The organism is Streptomyces sp. NPDC030820 (assembly GCF_055572075.1).
The window spans coordinates 409,114-422,819 of the sequence record NZ_JBVIEB010000008.1; the positions used below are offsets into that span (position 1 = coordinate 409,114).

General features: G+C 71.5%; 14 protein-coding genes. 9 read left to right on the top strand and 5 right to left on the bottom strand.

The genetic code is table 11. From position 1 onward, the window contains the following. Nucleotides 1–12 precede the first annotated feature (12 nt). The gene (locus tag ACZ418_RS24280) at nucleotides 13–786 is read left to right on the top strand and encodes a polysaccharide deacetylase family protein (protein WP_468366566.1); all 774 of its coding nucleotides are present in this window, start codon (nucleotides 13–15) and stop codon (nucleotides 784–786) included. Further along, nucleotides 779–4,597: a lipopolysaccharide biosynthesis protein gene (locus ACZ418_RS24285; RefSeq protein ID WP_468366380.1), complete on the top strand. Its 3,819-nt coding sequence runs from the start codon at nucleotides 779–781 to the stop codon at nucleotides 4,595–4,597. The genes ACZ418_RS24280 and ACZ418_RS24285 overlap by 8 nt, the downstream gene beginning before the upstream one ends. A 15-nt stretch (nucleotides 4,598–4,612) precedes the next feature. Here ACZ418_RS24285 and ACZ418_RS24290 read toward each other — a convergent pair whose 3' ends face one another. Next, nucleotides 4,613–6,031: a GH39 family glycosyl hydrolase gene (locus tag ACZ418_RS24290; protein ID WP_468366383.1), complete on the bottom strand. Its 1,419-nt coding sequence runs from the start codon at nucleotides 6,029–6,031 to the stop codon at nucleotides 4,613–4,615. Between the two features lie 130 nt (nucleotides 6,032–6,161). Here ACZ418_RS24290 and ACZ418_RS24295 point away from each other — a divergent pair, with 130 nt between their 5' ends. Both ACZ418_RS24295 and ACZ418_RS24300 read left to right on the top strand, forming a co-directional pair. Further along, nucleotides 6,162–7,271 carry a DUF5925 domain-containing protein gene (locus ACZ418_RS24295; protein WP_468366386.1) on the top strand — a complete coding sequence of 370 codons (1,110 nt, stop codon included), beginning with the start codon at nucleotides 6,162–6,164 and terminating at the stop codon, nucleotides 7,269–7,271. Nucleotides 7,272–7,286: 15 nt separating this feature from the next. Next, nucleotides 7,287–8,069, top strand: coding sequence for a DUF72 domain-containing protein (locus tag ACZ418_RS24300; protein ID WP_468366388.1), 783 nt, complete (start codon nucleotides 7,287–7,289; stop codon nucleotides 8,067–8,069). Here the strand turns inward: ACZ418_RS24300 and ACZ418_RS24305 are convergent. Next, on the bottom strand, nucleotides 8,066–8,434 hold the full coding sequence (locus ACZ418_RS24305; protein ID WP_468366390.1) for a GntR family transcriptional regulator: 369 nt from the start codon (nucleotides 8,432–8,434) through the stop codon (nucleotides 8,066–8,068). The two genes, ACZ418_RS24300 and ACZ418_RS24305, sit on opposite strands and share 4 nt — an antisense overlap. 71 nt (nucleotides 8,435–8,505) lie before the next feature. Between ACZ418_RS24305 and ACZ418_RS24310 the strand changes: the two genes are divergently transcribed. Then, a complete protein-coding gene (locus ACZ418_RS24310) occupies nucleotides 8,506–9,435 on the top strand; it encodes a GNAT family N-acetyltransferase (protein ID WP_468366393.1) in 930 nt (309 codons plus the stop codon). Then, on the top strand, nucleotides 9,416–9,916 hold the full coding sequence (locus tag ACZ418_RS24315; protein ID WP_468366395.1) for a ribonuclease FAU-1 family protein: 501 nt from the start codon (nucleotides 9,416–9,418) through the stop codon (nucleotides 9,914–9,916). Before ACZ418_RS24310 ends, ACZ418_RS24315 begins: the two co-directional genes overlap by 20 nt. A 26-nt stretch (nucleotides 9,917–9,942) precedes the next feature. Here ACZ418_RS24315 and ACZ418_RS24320 read toward each other — a convergent pair whose 3' ends face one another. Beyond that, on the bottom strand, nucleotides 9,943–10,566 hold the full coding sequence (locus tag ACZ418_RS24320; RefSeq protein ID WP_468366398.1) for a class I SAM-dependent methyltransferase: 624 nt from the start codon (nucleotides 10,564–10,566) through the stop codon (nucleotides 9,943–9,945). A gap of 112 nt (nucleotides 10,567–10,678) precedes the next feature. Between ACZ418_RS24320 and ACZ418_RS24325 the strand changes: the two genes are divergently transcribed. Further along, nucleotides 10,679–10,813, top strand: a complete 135-nt coding sequence (locus tag ACZ418_RS24325; RefSeq protein ID WP_468366400.1) for a hypothetical protein — start codon at nucleotides 10,679–10,681, stop codon at nucleotides 10,811–10,813. Between the two features lie 14 nt (nucleotides 10,814–10,827). Here the strand turns inward: ACZ418_RS24325 and ACZ418_RS24330 are convergent, their stop codons facing one another. Continuing rightward, nucleotides 10,828–11,286 (bottom strand): GNAT family N-acetyltransferase, encoded by a 459-nt coding sequence (locus tag ACZ418_RS24330; RefSeq protein WP_468366402.1) that lies wholly within the window; start codon nucleotides 11,284–11,286, stop codon nucleotides 10,828–10,830. Between the two features lie 86 nt (nucleotides 11,287–11,372). On the opposite strand from ACZ418_RS24330, the gene ACZ418_RS24335 reads away from it, so the two are divergent. Next, nucleotides 11,373–11,567, top strand: coding sequence for a hypothetical protein (locus ACZ418_RS24335; RefSeq protein ID WP_468366405.1), 195 nt, complete (start codon nucleotides 11,373–11,375; stop codon nucleotides 11,565–11,567). A gap of 197 nt (nucleotides 11,568–11,764) precedes the next feature. Continuing rightward, nucleotides 11,765–12,718, top strand: coding sequence for a lytic polysaccharide monooxygenase auxiliary activity family 9 protein (locus ACZ418_RS24340; protein WP_468366408.1), 954 nt, complete (start codon nucleotides 11,765–11,767; stop codon nucleotides 12,716–12,718). 49 nt (nucleotides 12,719–12,767) lie between these two features. Here the strand turns inward: ACZ418_RS24340 and ACZ418_RS24345 are convergent, their stop codons facing one another. Then, complete coding sequence (locus tag ACZ418_RS24345) at nucleotides 12,768–13,631, bottom strand: esterase/lipase family protein (protein WP_468366411.1); 864 nt, start codon at nucleotides 13,629–13,631, stop codon at nucleotides 12,768–12,770. Nucleotides 13,632–13,706: the final 75 nt, after the last annotated feature.

Sequence of the window (13,706 nt, forward strand, 5' to 3'; positions counted from 1 at the left end):
GTACCGATCCTCATGTACCACTCCGTCGCCACCGCGCCCAACGACGCCACCCGTGCCCTGTCGGTCGCGCCGGAGGCGTTCGCGGAGCAGATGGCGCTCATCGGCGACCTGGGCCTGACCCCGGTCACCACCGCCGACCTCGCGGCCCGCTGGCGCTCCGGCCGCCCGCTGCCCGCCCGGCCGGTGCTGATCACCTTCGACGACGGCTACGAGGGCGTGCACCGGCATGCGCTGCCCGTCCTCGCCAAGCACGGCTTCCCGGCCACCCTGTTCGTCTCCACCGGCTGGATCAGGGGCGCCTACGACACCGGGGGCGGCCTGGACGCCATGCTCGACTGGCCGCAGGTGCGCGAACTGGCCGCAGCCGGCGTCGAGATCGGCGGGCACAGCCACACCCATCCGCAGCTCGACCAGCTCGACGACGCCGCGCTGCGCACGGAGCTGACCCGCTGCACGGAGATCGTCCGGGACGAACTCGGCGCCCGGCCGGTGTCGTTCGCCTACCCCTACGGCTACTCCGACCGCAGGGTCCGCCGGGCCGTGCGCGAGGACGGGTACGGCCAGGCCCTCGCCGTCGGCAACGGCCTCGCCCGCCGCCCCCAGGGGCCGTACGCCCTCCAGCGGGTCACGGTCCGGCGCGCCACCGGTGTGGAGGAGTTCGAGCGGCTGCTCCACGGCCGAGCCGTCGCCCGCACCTTCGCCAGGGACCGCGCCCTCACCAAGGGCTACGCCCTGGTCCGCAGAGCCCGTCAGGTCCGCCGGAAGGCCATCCGTTCCCGTGTCTGACACGACCACCACGACCGAGTCCTCGACGACCGGCGCCGAGACGTCCCAGAAGTCCGGGCGCCGCCTTCGGCTGCCCGGAACCGGCCGGTCCGCCGGCAGCAGCCCGCTGTTCCGCAACGCCTATGCGCTGATGCTCAACACCGGCATCTCCGCCGTCCTCGGACTCGGCTTCTGGCTGGCCGCGGCACGCTACTACTCCGAGTCGGCGGTCGGGCAGGGCTCGGCCGCCATCGCCGCGATGAAGTTCCTCGCCGGCCTGACCGCGGTGACCCTGACCGGGGCCCTGGCCCGGTTCATCCCGGTGGCCGGCAAACGCACCGGTCGGCTGATCTTCGGTACGTACGCGGGCAGTTCCCTGCTGGTGGCGCTCGCGGCGGGCGTCTTCCTGCTGACCCTGGACACCTGGGGGCCGTCGTACCGCTTCCTGCACGGGACGGTCAACGGGCTCGGCTTCATCGTGGCCGTCATCGCCTGGAACGTGCTCACCCTGCAGGACGGTGTGCTGACCGGGCTGCGCAGCGCGACCTGGGTACCGGTGGGCAACACCGTGTTCTCGGCCGTGAAGCTGGCCCTGCTCGTCGCGTTCGCCGCCGCCATCCCGACCACCGGTGTCTTCGTCTCCTGGGTGGCCGCGATCGCCACCTCGGTGGTGCCGCTGGGCTGGCTGGTGTTGCGCCGGCTGGCGCCCCGGCACGTCAAGGCGACCGAGGGACGCGCCGAGCCGCCGACGCTGAAGCAGGTCGGCCGGTTCCTGGCCGGGGACTACACCGGCTCGCTGTTCTCCCTCGCGGTGATCTACCTGGTACCGGTGCTCGTCGCCTCGCAGGTCAGCTCCGCGGAGAACGCGTACTTCTACATCGCCACCACCATCGGCGGCACGACCGACCTGCTCGCCATCAACATGGGCGCGTCCCTCACGGTCGAGGGCTCGCACGACCCGGCACGGCTGGCCGCCTACACCCGCGCCGCGCTGCAGCGGATGGCCCGGATCATGCTGCCCATCGCGGCCCTGTGGATCATCGGCGCGCCCTGGATCCTCGGCGTGTTCGGCGCGGGGTACGCGCACGCGGCGACTCCGCTGCTGCGCTGGCTCGCGATCGGCTCGGTGCTGCGGGTCGTGATCGAGACCTACTTCGCGGTGCTGCGCGCCCGCAGCCGCACCGCCGGACTCGCCTGGCTGCAGGGCCTGTTGTGCGTGCTGGTGCTGGGTCTGACCCTGCTGCTCCTGCCCCGGATGGGGCTGACCGGCGCGGGCCTCGCCGAGGCCGCCAGCCTCGCGGTGATCGCCGCGATCGCCGCGCCGAGGCTCTGGCGGACGATCCGTACCGCGGCCGACGCCGTGCCCGACACCGCGGCACCCGACGGGGACCTCGCCGACCTGGGGTCCCGTGAGATCCCGCCCTCCTCCCCGGCGCGCCGGCACAGCCCGGCCTGGGCGCTGGACTCCGACACCCTCGCCCTCGGCATCCACGTCGACTTCGACCACGTGGAACGCCGTCCGGACGTCCGCCCGGGCCCCGGCACCCCGCCCGCCGGTACGCCGGTGCCCGTACTGGGCCTACCGGTGGAGGAGAGGGAGCCCGGCAGTGAGGCCTCGCTGGGCCCGGCCGAGGCGGAACTGCTGCGGGAGGCGGAGGCGGCGGAGGTCGACGCGCCGTTCACGGAGGAGGAACTGGAGGCGTCCGTCGGGAGAATCGACTCCGTGGTGGAGATCGACGCGTCCCTCGCGCAGGAGCCCGTACCGGACGAACCCGTGCCCGGCGAACCGCCGGCCCCCGTGCCGCTCCGGCAGCGGCTGCTGCCCACCCGCACCGGTGTCGTCCTCGGCTGTCTGCTGATCGCCGCGCTGCTGCTGTACTGGGTGCCCGCGCTCCGGCTCGGCGAGGCCGACCTCGACCGGATGGGCGGGCTCGGGCTGATCTCGGTGCTGCCGCTGCCGACGCTGGTCGGAGCGGCCCTGCTGGTCATCGTCTTCGCCGCGCTGCTCTGGCTGCGCCGCGAGCACCGGGCGCTGCTGCTGCTCACCCTGCTCGCGACGGTCGTCTCGCTGCACGCGCTGCCCGCGGTGATCGAGACCGAGCCACGGTTCCCGACGGCCTGGCAGCACCTGGGCTTCATCGACTACATCGACCGCACCGGGTCCGCCGTACCGGACCTGGACGCCCGCTGGAGCTGGCCGGGCTTCTTCGCGGTGGCCGCGTTCGTCGGCCGGGCCTGCGGGGTCAGCGACTTCACCGAGGTCATCCGCTGGTGGCCGACCGCCATCCAACTCGCCTATCTCGCCCCGATGTTCCTGCTCACCCGGTCCCTGCGGGCGAGCTGGCGGGCGAAGTGGACCGGCGTCTGGCTGTTCGTGCTGTGCGGCTGGGTCGGCCAGGACTACTTCTCGCCCCAGGGCTTCACCTATCTGCTGTACCTGATGTTCGTGGCGATCCTGCTGGTCTGGTTCCGCCCGCCGCGGGTGATCTGGACGAAGTTCCGTCCGGGCGAGGCCGAGGTGGAGCCGACGGACCGCCGCCAGCGGGCGGTGCTGCTCCTGGTGCTGATCGGCCTGTACGCGGCGAGCGTGCCCGCGCACCAGCTCACCCCGTTCGTCATGCTCGGCGTGCTCGCCGCCCTCGTCCTGCTCGGCCGGTCCGAACTGCGCGGGCTGCCGCTGCTGTTCGCGGTGCTCGTCGCGGTCTGGGTGGGCTTCATGGCCGAGCCGTACTGGTCCGGGCACTTCAACGACCTGTTCGGCGGGGTCGGCGGCGTCGGCAGCAATGTCTCCACGTCCGTCTCCGGCCGGATCCAGGGCGGCAGTTCGACCCACAAGCTGGTGCTGTACACCCGCGTGCTGCTGGCCGGCTCCGTGCTGGCCCTCGCCTGCTGGGGCTGGTGGCGCCGCCGCTTCCACCGGTACCGGGAGCGGACCCTGCTGGTGCTGACCTTCGTGCCGTTCCTGGGTTTCGGCATGCAGTCGTACGGCGGTGAGATGGCGCTGCGCGTCTTCATGTTCGCGGTGCCCGGCGCGGCCCTGCTCGGCGCCCTCGCCCTCTTCCCGCGGACCGGTGTCACCGCGAAGGAACGCGAGAAGGACCGGGTGAGCCTCGCCCCGCTGGCCGCGCTGCTGGCCGGGCTGCTGCTGATGGGCGGCTTCCTGGTGGCGCGCTGGGGCAACGAGCCGTTCGAGCGCACCCGGCCCGGCGAGGTCGCGGCCATGAACTGGGTGTACGCCCACGACAAGCCGACACTGCGGCTGCTGTGGCTGACCCAGGACACGGTCAACGACGTGACCCCGGCGATGCCGTGGGGGTCCAAGGACATGGAGCGGGTGAACTATGTGCCGACGCTCGCGCCGACCGACCCGGTGCTGGTGTCGGGCCTGGTCAAGGCACTCAAGGACGCCGGTCCGAACTCGTATCTGATGATCAACAAGAGTCAGGTGACCTATCTGCAGCTGGACGCGGGCTACTCCGCGACCTGGGAGCCCCGGCTGATCGAGAACCTGGACAACCGGCAGGAGCTGACGAAGGTCCTGGTCAACGACGACGTCACCGTGTTCGCGCTGCGCAAGCAGCCGGCCGGCCCGGTGCCGAAACCGCACCCGGGGCCGATCGGGCCACAGGTGACCTGGACCCCGTGGTCGGTGGTCGGCGCGCTGGCCGCCGTCATCCTGATCCTGCTGCTGGCCGCCCGGGAGGTCGTACGGGTCGCGGCGCGGCCGGGCGTGCGCCAGCTGCGGCTGCTCCAGGGCACGTTCTGGTTCGCGCTGCCCCTGCTGGCGGTGGTGCTGGCCTCGCTGGTGCAGCGGTTCCTGACCATGAAGTGAGGGTGGCTCGGCCGATCAGCGGTCGAGCCACTTCACCTCGTACGGCCGCATGTCGAACCGCTTGCCGTCGACCTGGGCGCTGATCGTCCGGTTCTGCGTGTTGACGACGAGCACGGTTCTGTCGCCGGCCAGGACGCGGACATTGGGCACGTCGTCGGCCGCCACGGACACGTTCTCGTACCGCGTCCCCGGCGGGAACGCCTTGGCGAACCGGGACACCAGGTCGTACATGGGGAGTGCCTGTCCCCCGCCGCTGCTGTCGGTGGGCGTCCACAGACAGCCGGCGCAGTCGGTGCCCGTCCTCTCCTCCGGGTTCCAGTAGAAGCCGGACTCCGCGCCGCCCTTGACCATGGCGATCATCCCGGTGGCCTGCACGGCGACGCGGTGCGGCTCGGTCCAGCCCCTGCGGTCGTCGTTGCCGTCGCCGGGCTCCACGTAGTACTCCGCCCACCACAGCGGCAGGCCGCGGGTCTGCCGCCGCACCCATGCGCTGACCGCCGTCAGCTTGTCGGTGGCCGCGAACTCGTTCGGCAGCATGTCGTCGTCGCGGGTGTAGCTGGAGCCGTCGACCACGGTGAAGTCGGCGCCTGCCTTGTGCGCGTTCCAGTAGGAGAAGGCGTCGAGCACCCGCTGGTCCATGGCACCCCAGGGCCCCTTCAGCGCGGTGGCGGCGTCCTGGTCACGCGGGTCGACGCTGTCCATCACCAGGTAGGGCCCGCCGACCATGATGTCCTTGTCGACCTTCTTCAGCGCCTGGTACACGAGGTTGTACATCCTCGTGTAGCCCTCGTAGTCCCAGCGGGACTCGGCGTCGCTCCAGAAGCCCTTGAACTCGTTCCAGACGATGAAGTGCTTCACGTCCGGGTAGCGCCGGGCCACGGTGGCGGCGAGGTCGGCGAAGTCCTGGTAGTGGTCGGGGGTGGGTGCCGTCTCCAGGGCGGCCTGGCTCCAGTTCGTGTTGCCGACGCCGGCCTTGCCGCCCTTCATCCAGTCCGGGGAGCAGCACAGCGTGATCACCGGGGTGCCGCCGGAGGCGCGCACGAAGTCGACCCGGCGGTCGAGGGCGCCGAAGTCGTAGTGCCCCTCGACCGGTTCGGGATTGTCGGCGCCCCAGCCCATGATGTGCTGGTTCTGCGCCAGCCCCGCGTTCTGCCTGAGCAGTCGCCGCACGCGCGCGGTCGCCGCCCCGGCGCCCTCGTCGGCGCTGTACTGGGTGTGGGTGAAGCCCCAGCCGACGTACGGCTCCGGTTTCGCGCCGGGACTGACGGGGGTGCCGTGCACCTTGTCGCCGTCACGTATGGTGCCGGCCGTACTGGGCCCGCCGGACAGCGTGCTGAACAGGGTCACCGCCAGGGCCAGCACGGCCGCGCCCACTCCGAGCAGGGCGGTGAGCCGCCACCGCCGAGTATCCGAATCCCACCCATGACGTCCCATCAAGGACAACAGTAACGGCGGAACCGATGGCTCCGGCAGGACTTGGGGACACCCGGAACGGTCTTGGAGCACCCGGAACAAGGGGAGGAAATGCCGTGCGCGGAGCGCACCGGTGGCGGATCATGGCCGCATGTCTGCGAACCCACACGACGCTCTGCCGATCCGGCTCCACGTCGACGACTCCGACTCGCCGTCCGACGTCGTCGACGCGCTGTTCCTCGGCCGCTTCGCGACGGGCGAGCAGCCGTACTCGCACGCGGCGAACATCGACCGCGTCCGCTCCGGCGCGACCCTGCTGCCCGACGGCGCCCGCGTCCTCAGGGTCGCCCGCGACGACGACCGCAGCGCCACCCTCGCCGAGGGCGACGGCTGGACCCTGCTGGTCTCCCGCTGGAACCGCGGCGCGGACGTCACGGTGACCGCGACCAGCGCCGAACTGGCCAAGAACGTCCTCGACCTGGCCACCGACGGCGCCGCCGACGAGCCCGAACCACAGCCCGAGAACGTGACGATGGGCTTCTGGTACGTCTCCCCCAGGCGCGGCCCGTACCGCACGACCCGGCAGATCTCCGCGGGCACCTGGGACGAGGTCCGGGCCAACTACACGGCACCGGTGGCCGAGGCCATGGACCGCCTGATGAAGACGACCCCGGAGGACATCGCGGGCCGGCTGCTCCTCCTGCACGGCCCTCCGGGCACCGGCAAGACCTCCGCCCTGCGCACACTGGCCCGCTCCTGGCGCGACTGGTGCCAGGTGGACTGCGTCCTGGACCCCGAACGCCTCTTCTCCGACGTCGGGTATCTGATGGACATCGCGATCGGCGAGGAGGACGCCGCCGGCAAGGGCCGTTGGCGGCTCCTGCTGCTGGAGGACTGCGACGAACTGATCCGCGGCGAGGCCAAGCACACCGCGGGTCAGGCCCTGTCCCGGCTGCTGAACCTCACCGACGGCCTGCTCGGCCAGGGCCGCAACGTGCTGGTCGGCGTCACCACCAACGAGGACCTGGAGCGCCTGCACCCGGCCGTGGTCCGCCCGGGCCGCTGCCTGGCCCGGATCGAGGTCGGCAAGCTCACCCACCGGGAGGCGGTGAACTGGCTCGGCAGCGAGGTCCAGGGCCGGGAGGACGCCATCGGCCGGGACGGGGCGACACTGGCCGAGCTGTTCGCACTGCGCCGGGGCACGGCACCGACCTCGGTGCCGGGGGCGCGGGACGGCGCGGACGCGGGACTGTACCTGTAGTGCTTTGATGGTGCTGTGACCTTGTTCGTCGGCACCTCCGGGTGGCAGTACAAGGACTGGCGGGACCTCGTCTATCCGGCCGGGGTCCCGGCGCGGCTGTGGCTGGAGGAGTACACGCGCCTGTTCGCGACGGTGGAGATCAACAACGCGTTCTACCGACTCCCCTCACGCGAGAACTTCGAGGCGTGGCGGGACCGGGTCCCGGAGGACTTCACCGTCGCGGTCAAGGCCAGCCGCTATCTGACCCACATCAAGCGCCTCAAAGACCCCGAGGAACCGGTCCACCGCCTGATGAGCCACGCGGCGGGCCTCGGCGACCGCCTGGGCCCGGTCCTCCTCCAGCTCCCCCCGACCCTGCGCGCCGACCCCGCGCTCCTGGACGCCTGCCTGGCCTGCTTCCCCTCCGGTACGCGGGTCGCGGTCGAGCCACGTCACGACTCCTGGTGGACACGGGAGGTGCGGGACGTCCTGTCGGCCCGGGGCGCGGCCCTGTGCTGGGCGGACGTCCTGGCCCGCCCGGTCACCCCGCTGTGGCGCACCACCGACTGGGGCTACGTCCGCTTCCACCAGGGCCGCGCCCAGCCCTGGCCCCGCTACGGCAAGCGGTCCCTGGAGACGTGGGTCGACCGCATCGCGACGACGTGGCGGAAAGGAGATGACGTGTACGCGTACTTCAACAACGATCCGGGCGGTGCGGCGGTGCAGGACGCGGTGACGTTCGGGAGAACGGCGGGACGGGCGGGGTTGACGGTGACCCGGATCCCGGAGCTCACCAACCTCCGTGGACAGAACGCCTAGCCCCCATAAGCGGCCCGCAGGGCATCCCGCACGGCGGCCAACGCCTCCGCCTCCCCCAGCCCCAGCCGCCGCACCCGCTCCGCGTACGCCTGAGCGGCAAAGGAAGCCTCACGTTCCGCGGCCGAGCCGGCGGCAGCCACGAACGTTCCGTTGCGCCCCCGCGTCTCGATCACCCCGTCGCTCTCCAGCGCCCGGTACGCCTTGGCCACCGTGTTCACCGCGAGGCCCAGGGACTCGGCCAGCCCCCGCACGGTCGGCAGCCGGTATCCCACCGGCAGTGCCCCGGACCGCGCCTGCTCGGAAATCTGCGCCCGTACCTGCTCGTACGGAGGCGCGCTGTCATCGATGCGGATCTTCAGGCTCACGGGCCGATTGTCCCGTACCCGGCGGAAAATGAGAGGCAACCCCGGCACGCCTGCGCCTACCGTGCCTGCCCATGACAGTGATCGTGCGCGACCTGCGCCCCGACGACCGATCCGATGTCGAGGCCTTCGCCCGGGTACGCCGGCTCGCTCTGCCCTACATCCTGTGGAGCCCGGACGCCATCCTCCACCACCTCACCCGCACCCCGCCCGAGGCCCGGTTCAGATCCCTGGTCGCAGAGGAGGACGGCGAGGTGATCGGCACTGCTCAGGTGGCCCTCGCGCATGACAGCCCGGAGCCGGGTCAGGGACTGCTCAACATCTATGTGCACCCGGACCGGACGCGGCGCGGCGCGGGCGGGCTGCTGGTCCGTACGGCCGAGGAGCACCTGGCCGCGCACGGGGCGACGAAGCTGTTCGCCTGGCTCCTGGACGAGCCGGCCAACCGGGCCTTCGCCGAACGGCGCGGCTACGGGCCCGGGCGGTCCGCCCATTTCCTGCGCCTGGATCTGGCCCAGGCGGCGCTGACGCCGCTGCCCGCTCCCCCGCCCGGCATCGAACTGCGCACGGCCGCCGACTTCACGGCCGACCCGCGCCCGTTGTTCGAGCTGGACGCGGAGACGACGGCGGACGAACCGAGCGATGTGGACGCCCAGTTCACCGACTACCAGGCCTGGATCGAGGGAACCTGGGAGCACCCGCTGCTCAACCGTGAGCTGACCACTGTTGTGCTGGCCGACGGCCGTCCCGTCGCCTTCAGCGTGGCCTACACGGACGGCGGCTCCCGGTACGGCACGGCCATGACCGGTACCGCGCGGGCGTACCGCGGGCGGGGCCTGGCCAAGCTCGCCAAGGTCTGCGCACTGCACCGCGCCCGAGCCGCCGGCTGCACGGAGGCGCTCACGGGCAACGACACCGGCAACGGTCCGATGCTGGCGATCAACAAGTGGCTCGGATACGAGATCTGTGCAACGGAGGTGCGCTATGTCCGCGAACTCGGCTGAACCGACCGCCCGGCTGGACGTCGTCCTGGTCAAGGCGGGCCGGACGAAGATCCGATACCCGGCCGAGCTGCTCGGCGACGACGGCACCCGCATCGCCGTACGCGCGCCCTGGGCGGGCGCCGGCGTCCGCGACTTCGGTTTCGTGCGCTTCGAGCCGGGCGACGTCTTCACCGAGTACTACTGGCGGAACCGCTGGTACTCGGTGAAGGAGGTGCGCGCCGCCGACGGCACCGTGAAGGGCTGGTACTGCGACATCACCCGGCCGGCGGTCCGCACCGACGGTGAACTGGTCGTGGAGGACCTCGACCTGGACCTGTGGCGCTCCGCCGACGGCAGGGACGTACGGCGTCTGGACGAGGACGAGTTCGCGGAGAGCGGCCTGACGGAGACGGATCCCGAGGCCGCGTCCGCCGCCGTGGCGGCACTCACCGAACTGGAGACGCTGGCCCGCACCGGCGGCTTCGAGAAGCTGCTGACATGACAGCCTCGGTCAGGGAGGCACCCTCCTCAGACCACCGCCACCACCGCGTACCGCTCGTCCTGCACCCTCCTCCCCCACAACAGCCTGTCGTCGGACAGTCGCTCCACGCGTATCTCCGGGGCCAGCGGTGCCAGAAGAGCGGTGAGGCGGGCGGCGGGGACGCCCACGGGGTGCAGGGTGCCCCAGACGCCCTCGACCAGGACGAAGCGGCCACCTGGGCGCAGGAGGTCGCGCCAGTGCCGTAGCACCCGGGCGGGCTCCGGGAGAGCCCACAGGACATGCCGTACGAGAACGGCGTCGAAGCGCTGCTCCCCGACCGGCGGCGCCGCGGCCTCTCCGCGCAGGATCACGGTGTCGCGCCCGGCGAGCTTGGCGCGGGCCCGCTCGACCATGGCAGGGGACGAGTCGACGCCCGTGACCCGGTGTCCCTGTTCGGCCGCGAGGAGCGACAGGCTGCCGGTGCCGCAGCCGAGATCGAGGACGTCGGCGGGGCGCTCGGGCAGCCAGGAGCGCAGTCGGTCCGCCCAGGCCGCGCGGATCTCGGGGTCGCGCAGGCCGTGGTCCGGCTCGTCGTCGAAGGCGCCGGCCTCGGTATCCCAGTCCACTTCCGGGGTATATGCCGCAACCGTGTCGTCATTCACGTTCGTCATGCCCCAAGAGTGACAGCCGCCACTGACAGCCAGGCTCCGATGAGGAACTCTCGCCAAAAGCGTCTACCTCCGTGACAACACGGAAACTCGGTAGGCACTCAAGGAGGCAGCCATGCGCCGTGTAACCGTGCAGAAGCCCCTGAAGAAGACGGACAGCCGCCGGATCTGCGAAGAGGCGGAGGAACACCCCCCGAAACGCCCCGAGGTGCGCAAGGACATCGCACGCACCTGGTGGCCCGACGATTGACCCCGGCGGGGCCGTCAGCCCAGTCGCTTGCGGTAGTGGATGCGGTCGTAGGGCCCGTCGACACGGCGTTCCACTACCTCGTATCCGTACTTCGGATAGATCTTCCGATTTTCCCACATCAATGCGTTCGTATAAAGCCTGATCTCGCCGAGGCCCAGCTCACGCGCGCGTGTCTCGACGAAGTGCAGCAACCGCCGTCCGACGCCCGTGCCGTGGGCGTCGGGGTGGACGGCGACGCTGTCCAGGAAGAGATGGTCGGCGAACGCCTCGATCACGACCAGCCCGTCGACGGGCGTTCCGGTGACGAACACCTTGCCGGCGGCCACGTTCGCGGCGTGATCCGCCTCCATGGGCTGCGGCACCACTCCGATGCGCTCGATGTAGTGGTGGTAGGCCGCGTCCGTCACGGCCTCGACGGCCGGCACGTCCTCGGCGACGGCCGGCCGCACACGCTCGGGGTCCTGTTCGATCATGGACGCACGCTATCCGCCTGAGCGCGCTCCGAGCAGCCCCTGACGCAACGGGGCGAACCGCGCCGTCAGGAGCCGGCGGCGGACACGTGGTGGGCCAACTCGAGATCTGCGGGCACGCGCTGCGAGGCCGCCCCTCGGACACCGCAACGACCCAAGACCACGCCAAGCTGGGCCTGGCCACCGTCCGCGGCCTGCTGCTCGACCTGCTCGTCACCGGTGACCGCGCCGACGTCGACGTGGCGATGGAGGAGTTCCCGCGGCTGTACTACGGCCCGGACTGACGAGGTCACCGCGAGCAGGCAGCCTGAGCCCTCGGTTAGTCCCGCCTTAACGCCACCATAAGGATCTCCTCCATCCGCCGCCGGCAGGCGATTTCGCGGTTTCTCGGGGCTAGTTTCGGATCACCCCCACGGGTTTGCCACGGGTCCCCCTCCGGGTTCCGGCCCCCACCGAAGAACCGTCCTCCGAGGAGTTCCGCATGCCCGCTCGTGCCCGTCGCACGGCCGCCGTCGTCGCCGTGCTCGGTCTGCCGCCCCTCGCCCTGACCGTGCTCGCCGCCGCTCCGGCGTCCGCGCACGGTTCGATGGGCGATCCGGTCAGCCGTGTCTCGCAGTGCTACGCGGAGGGCCCGGAGAGCCCGAAGTCGGCCGCGTGCAAGGCGGCCGTGGCGGCGGGCGGCGCGCAGGCGCTGTACGACTGGAACGGCATCCGGATCGGCGACGCCGCCGGGCAGCACCAGCGGCTGATCCCGGACGGCAGGCTGTGCAGCGCGGACAACGAGGAGTTCAAGGGGCTGGACCTGGCCCGCGCCGACTGGCCGGCGACGAGCGTGCACAGCGGGTCGTATACCTTCAAGTACCGGGTGACGGCGCCGCACAGGGGGACCTTCAAGGTCTATCTCACCAGGCCCGGTTACGACCCCACCAAGCCGCTGGCCTGGTCCGGGCTCGATCTGGAGCACCCGGTGGCGACGGTCACCGACCCGGTCGCCTCAGGCGGCTTCTACACGTTCTCCGGCACGCTTCCCGAGCGGTCCGGCCGGCAGCTGCTGTACGCGGTCTGGCAGCGCTCGGACAGCCCGGAGGCGTTCTACTCCTGCTCGGACGTGGACTTCGGTGGCGCCGGTGCGGGGAGCACGGGTACCGGCCCCGCCCCGACGGCCTCCGCGCCGTCCGACCGGCAGATCGCGGCCGGTGCCGACAAGTCGACGATGCGGCAGCACGGTCACGGCGGTGAAGAGACGACCGCCCGCGCGCAGCAGGCCTCCAACGCGCCCAAGGCTGCCGGTACTTCGCGCAACCTCGCGGAGACCGGCACCTCCTCCGGCACCGCCTACGCCGCGATCGGCGGCGCGGCGGCGCTGGCGCTCGGGTCGGCGGCGCTGTTCCTGTCGGTGCGGCGGCGCGCGGCGGGTGGCGCCCACCGCCGGTGAGTTCCGGGGCCTGTCCGGCGGCTCAGGCCGGACAGGCCCCGGCGGCGCGTCAGCTGAAGACCGACGCGCAGGTGGTGGCGGTGGCGTGGGCCGGGTCGAGCGCGTTGGTCACCTCGTGGAAGGCGATGCGGTCGAACAGGCCGATGGCGACGTGCTCGGAGAGGTCGAGCGGGCACAGGTCCTGCAGCAGGACGTTGTGGACGTCGGAACCGCTCAGGTACTGGCTCTGCCAGGGTGTGGCCACCTCGTCGTACTTGGTGGCGATGACCGTGTAGTGCACTCCGGGGACGGTGTCGCCGCCCGCGTTGAGCTTGGTGAGGAAGTCGGAGCCGGGGATCTGGTCGGCGAGGCCGGGGGTGGTGGCCTTGATCAGGTCCGAGGCACCGGGGAAGTACGGCAGCAGGTTGGTGAGGCCGCTCAGGGTGGCGCCGTGGTTGTCGGGGGCGAGGCCGACGAGGGTGTCCACCTTGGCGGATCCGCCGAGGAACCTCAGGTAGTAGCGGGGCATCATGCCGCCCTGGGAGTGTCCGACCAGGTCGGCCTTGGCGGCTCCGGTCGCGGCGAGCACCTTGTCCACGAAGTCCGACAGCTGCTCGGCCGACTTGTCGATGGGACCGAGGCCGTAGAAGAGGGGGACGCCGGTCAGTTGGCCGTAGTCGAGGGAGTAGACGCAGTATCCGCGGTCCTTCAGGTAGGGGGCGAGGGAGAGCCAGTTGTCGACCGAGTTGCCCAGGGTGCCGTGCACCAGGACGACCGGGCGGGGGTGGGCGGTGGAGGGCTTGCAGGAGAAGTCGTTCCAGCCCCTGGAGGGGGCGGTGTCGGCGGCAGCGGCGGTGGCGGCGGGAACGGTGGCGACGGCGGCGGTGAGGAGCAGCGCGGCGAGGGGTCTGAGCACTCGCTTCCAGGGCAGCATCGGGTGATCTCCTTGCGGCTCAAGGGAGGTGGGGGCCTTACCCTGTGATCCGGATCACGAGGATGCTGTTCATTC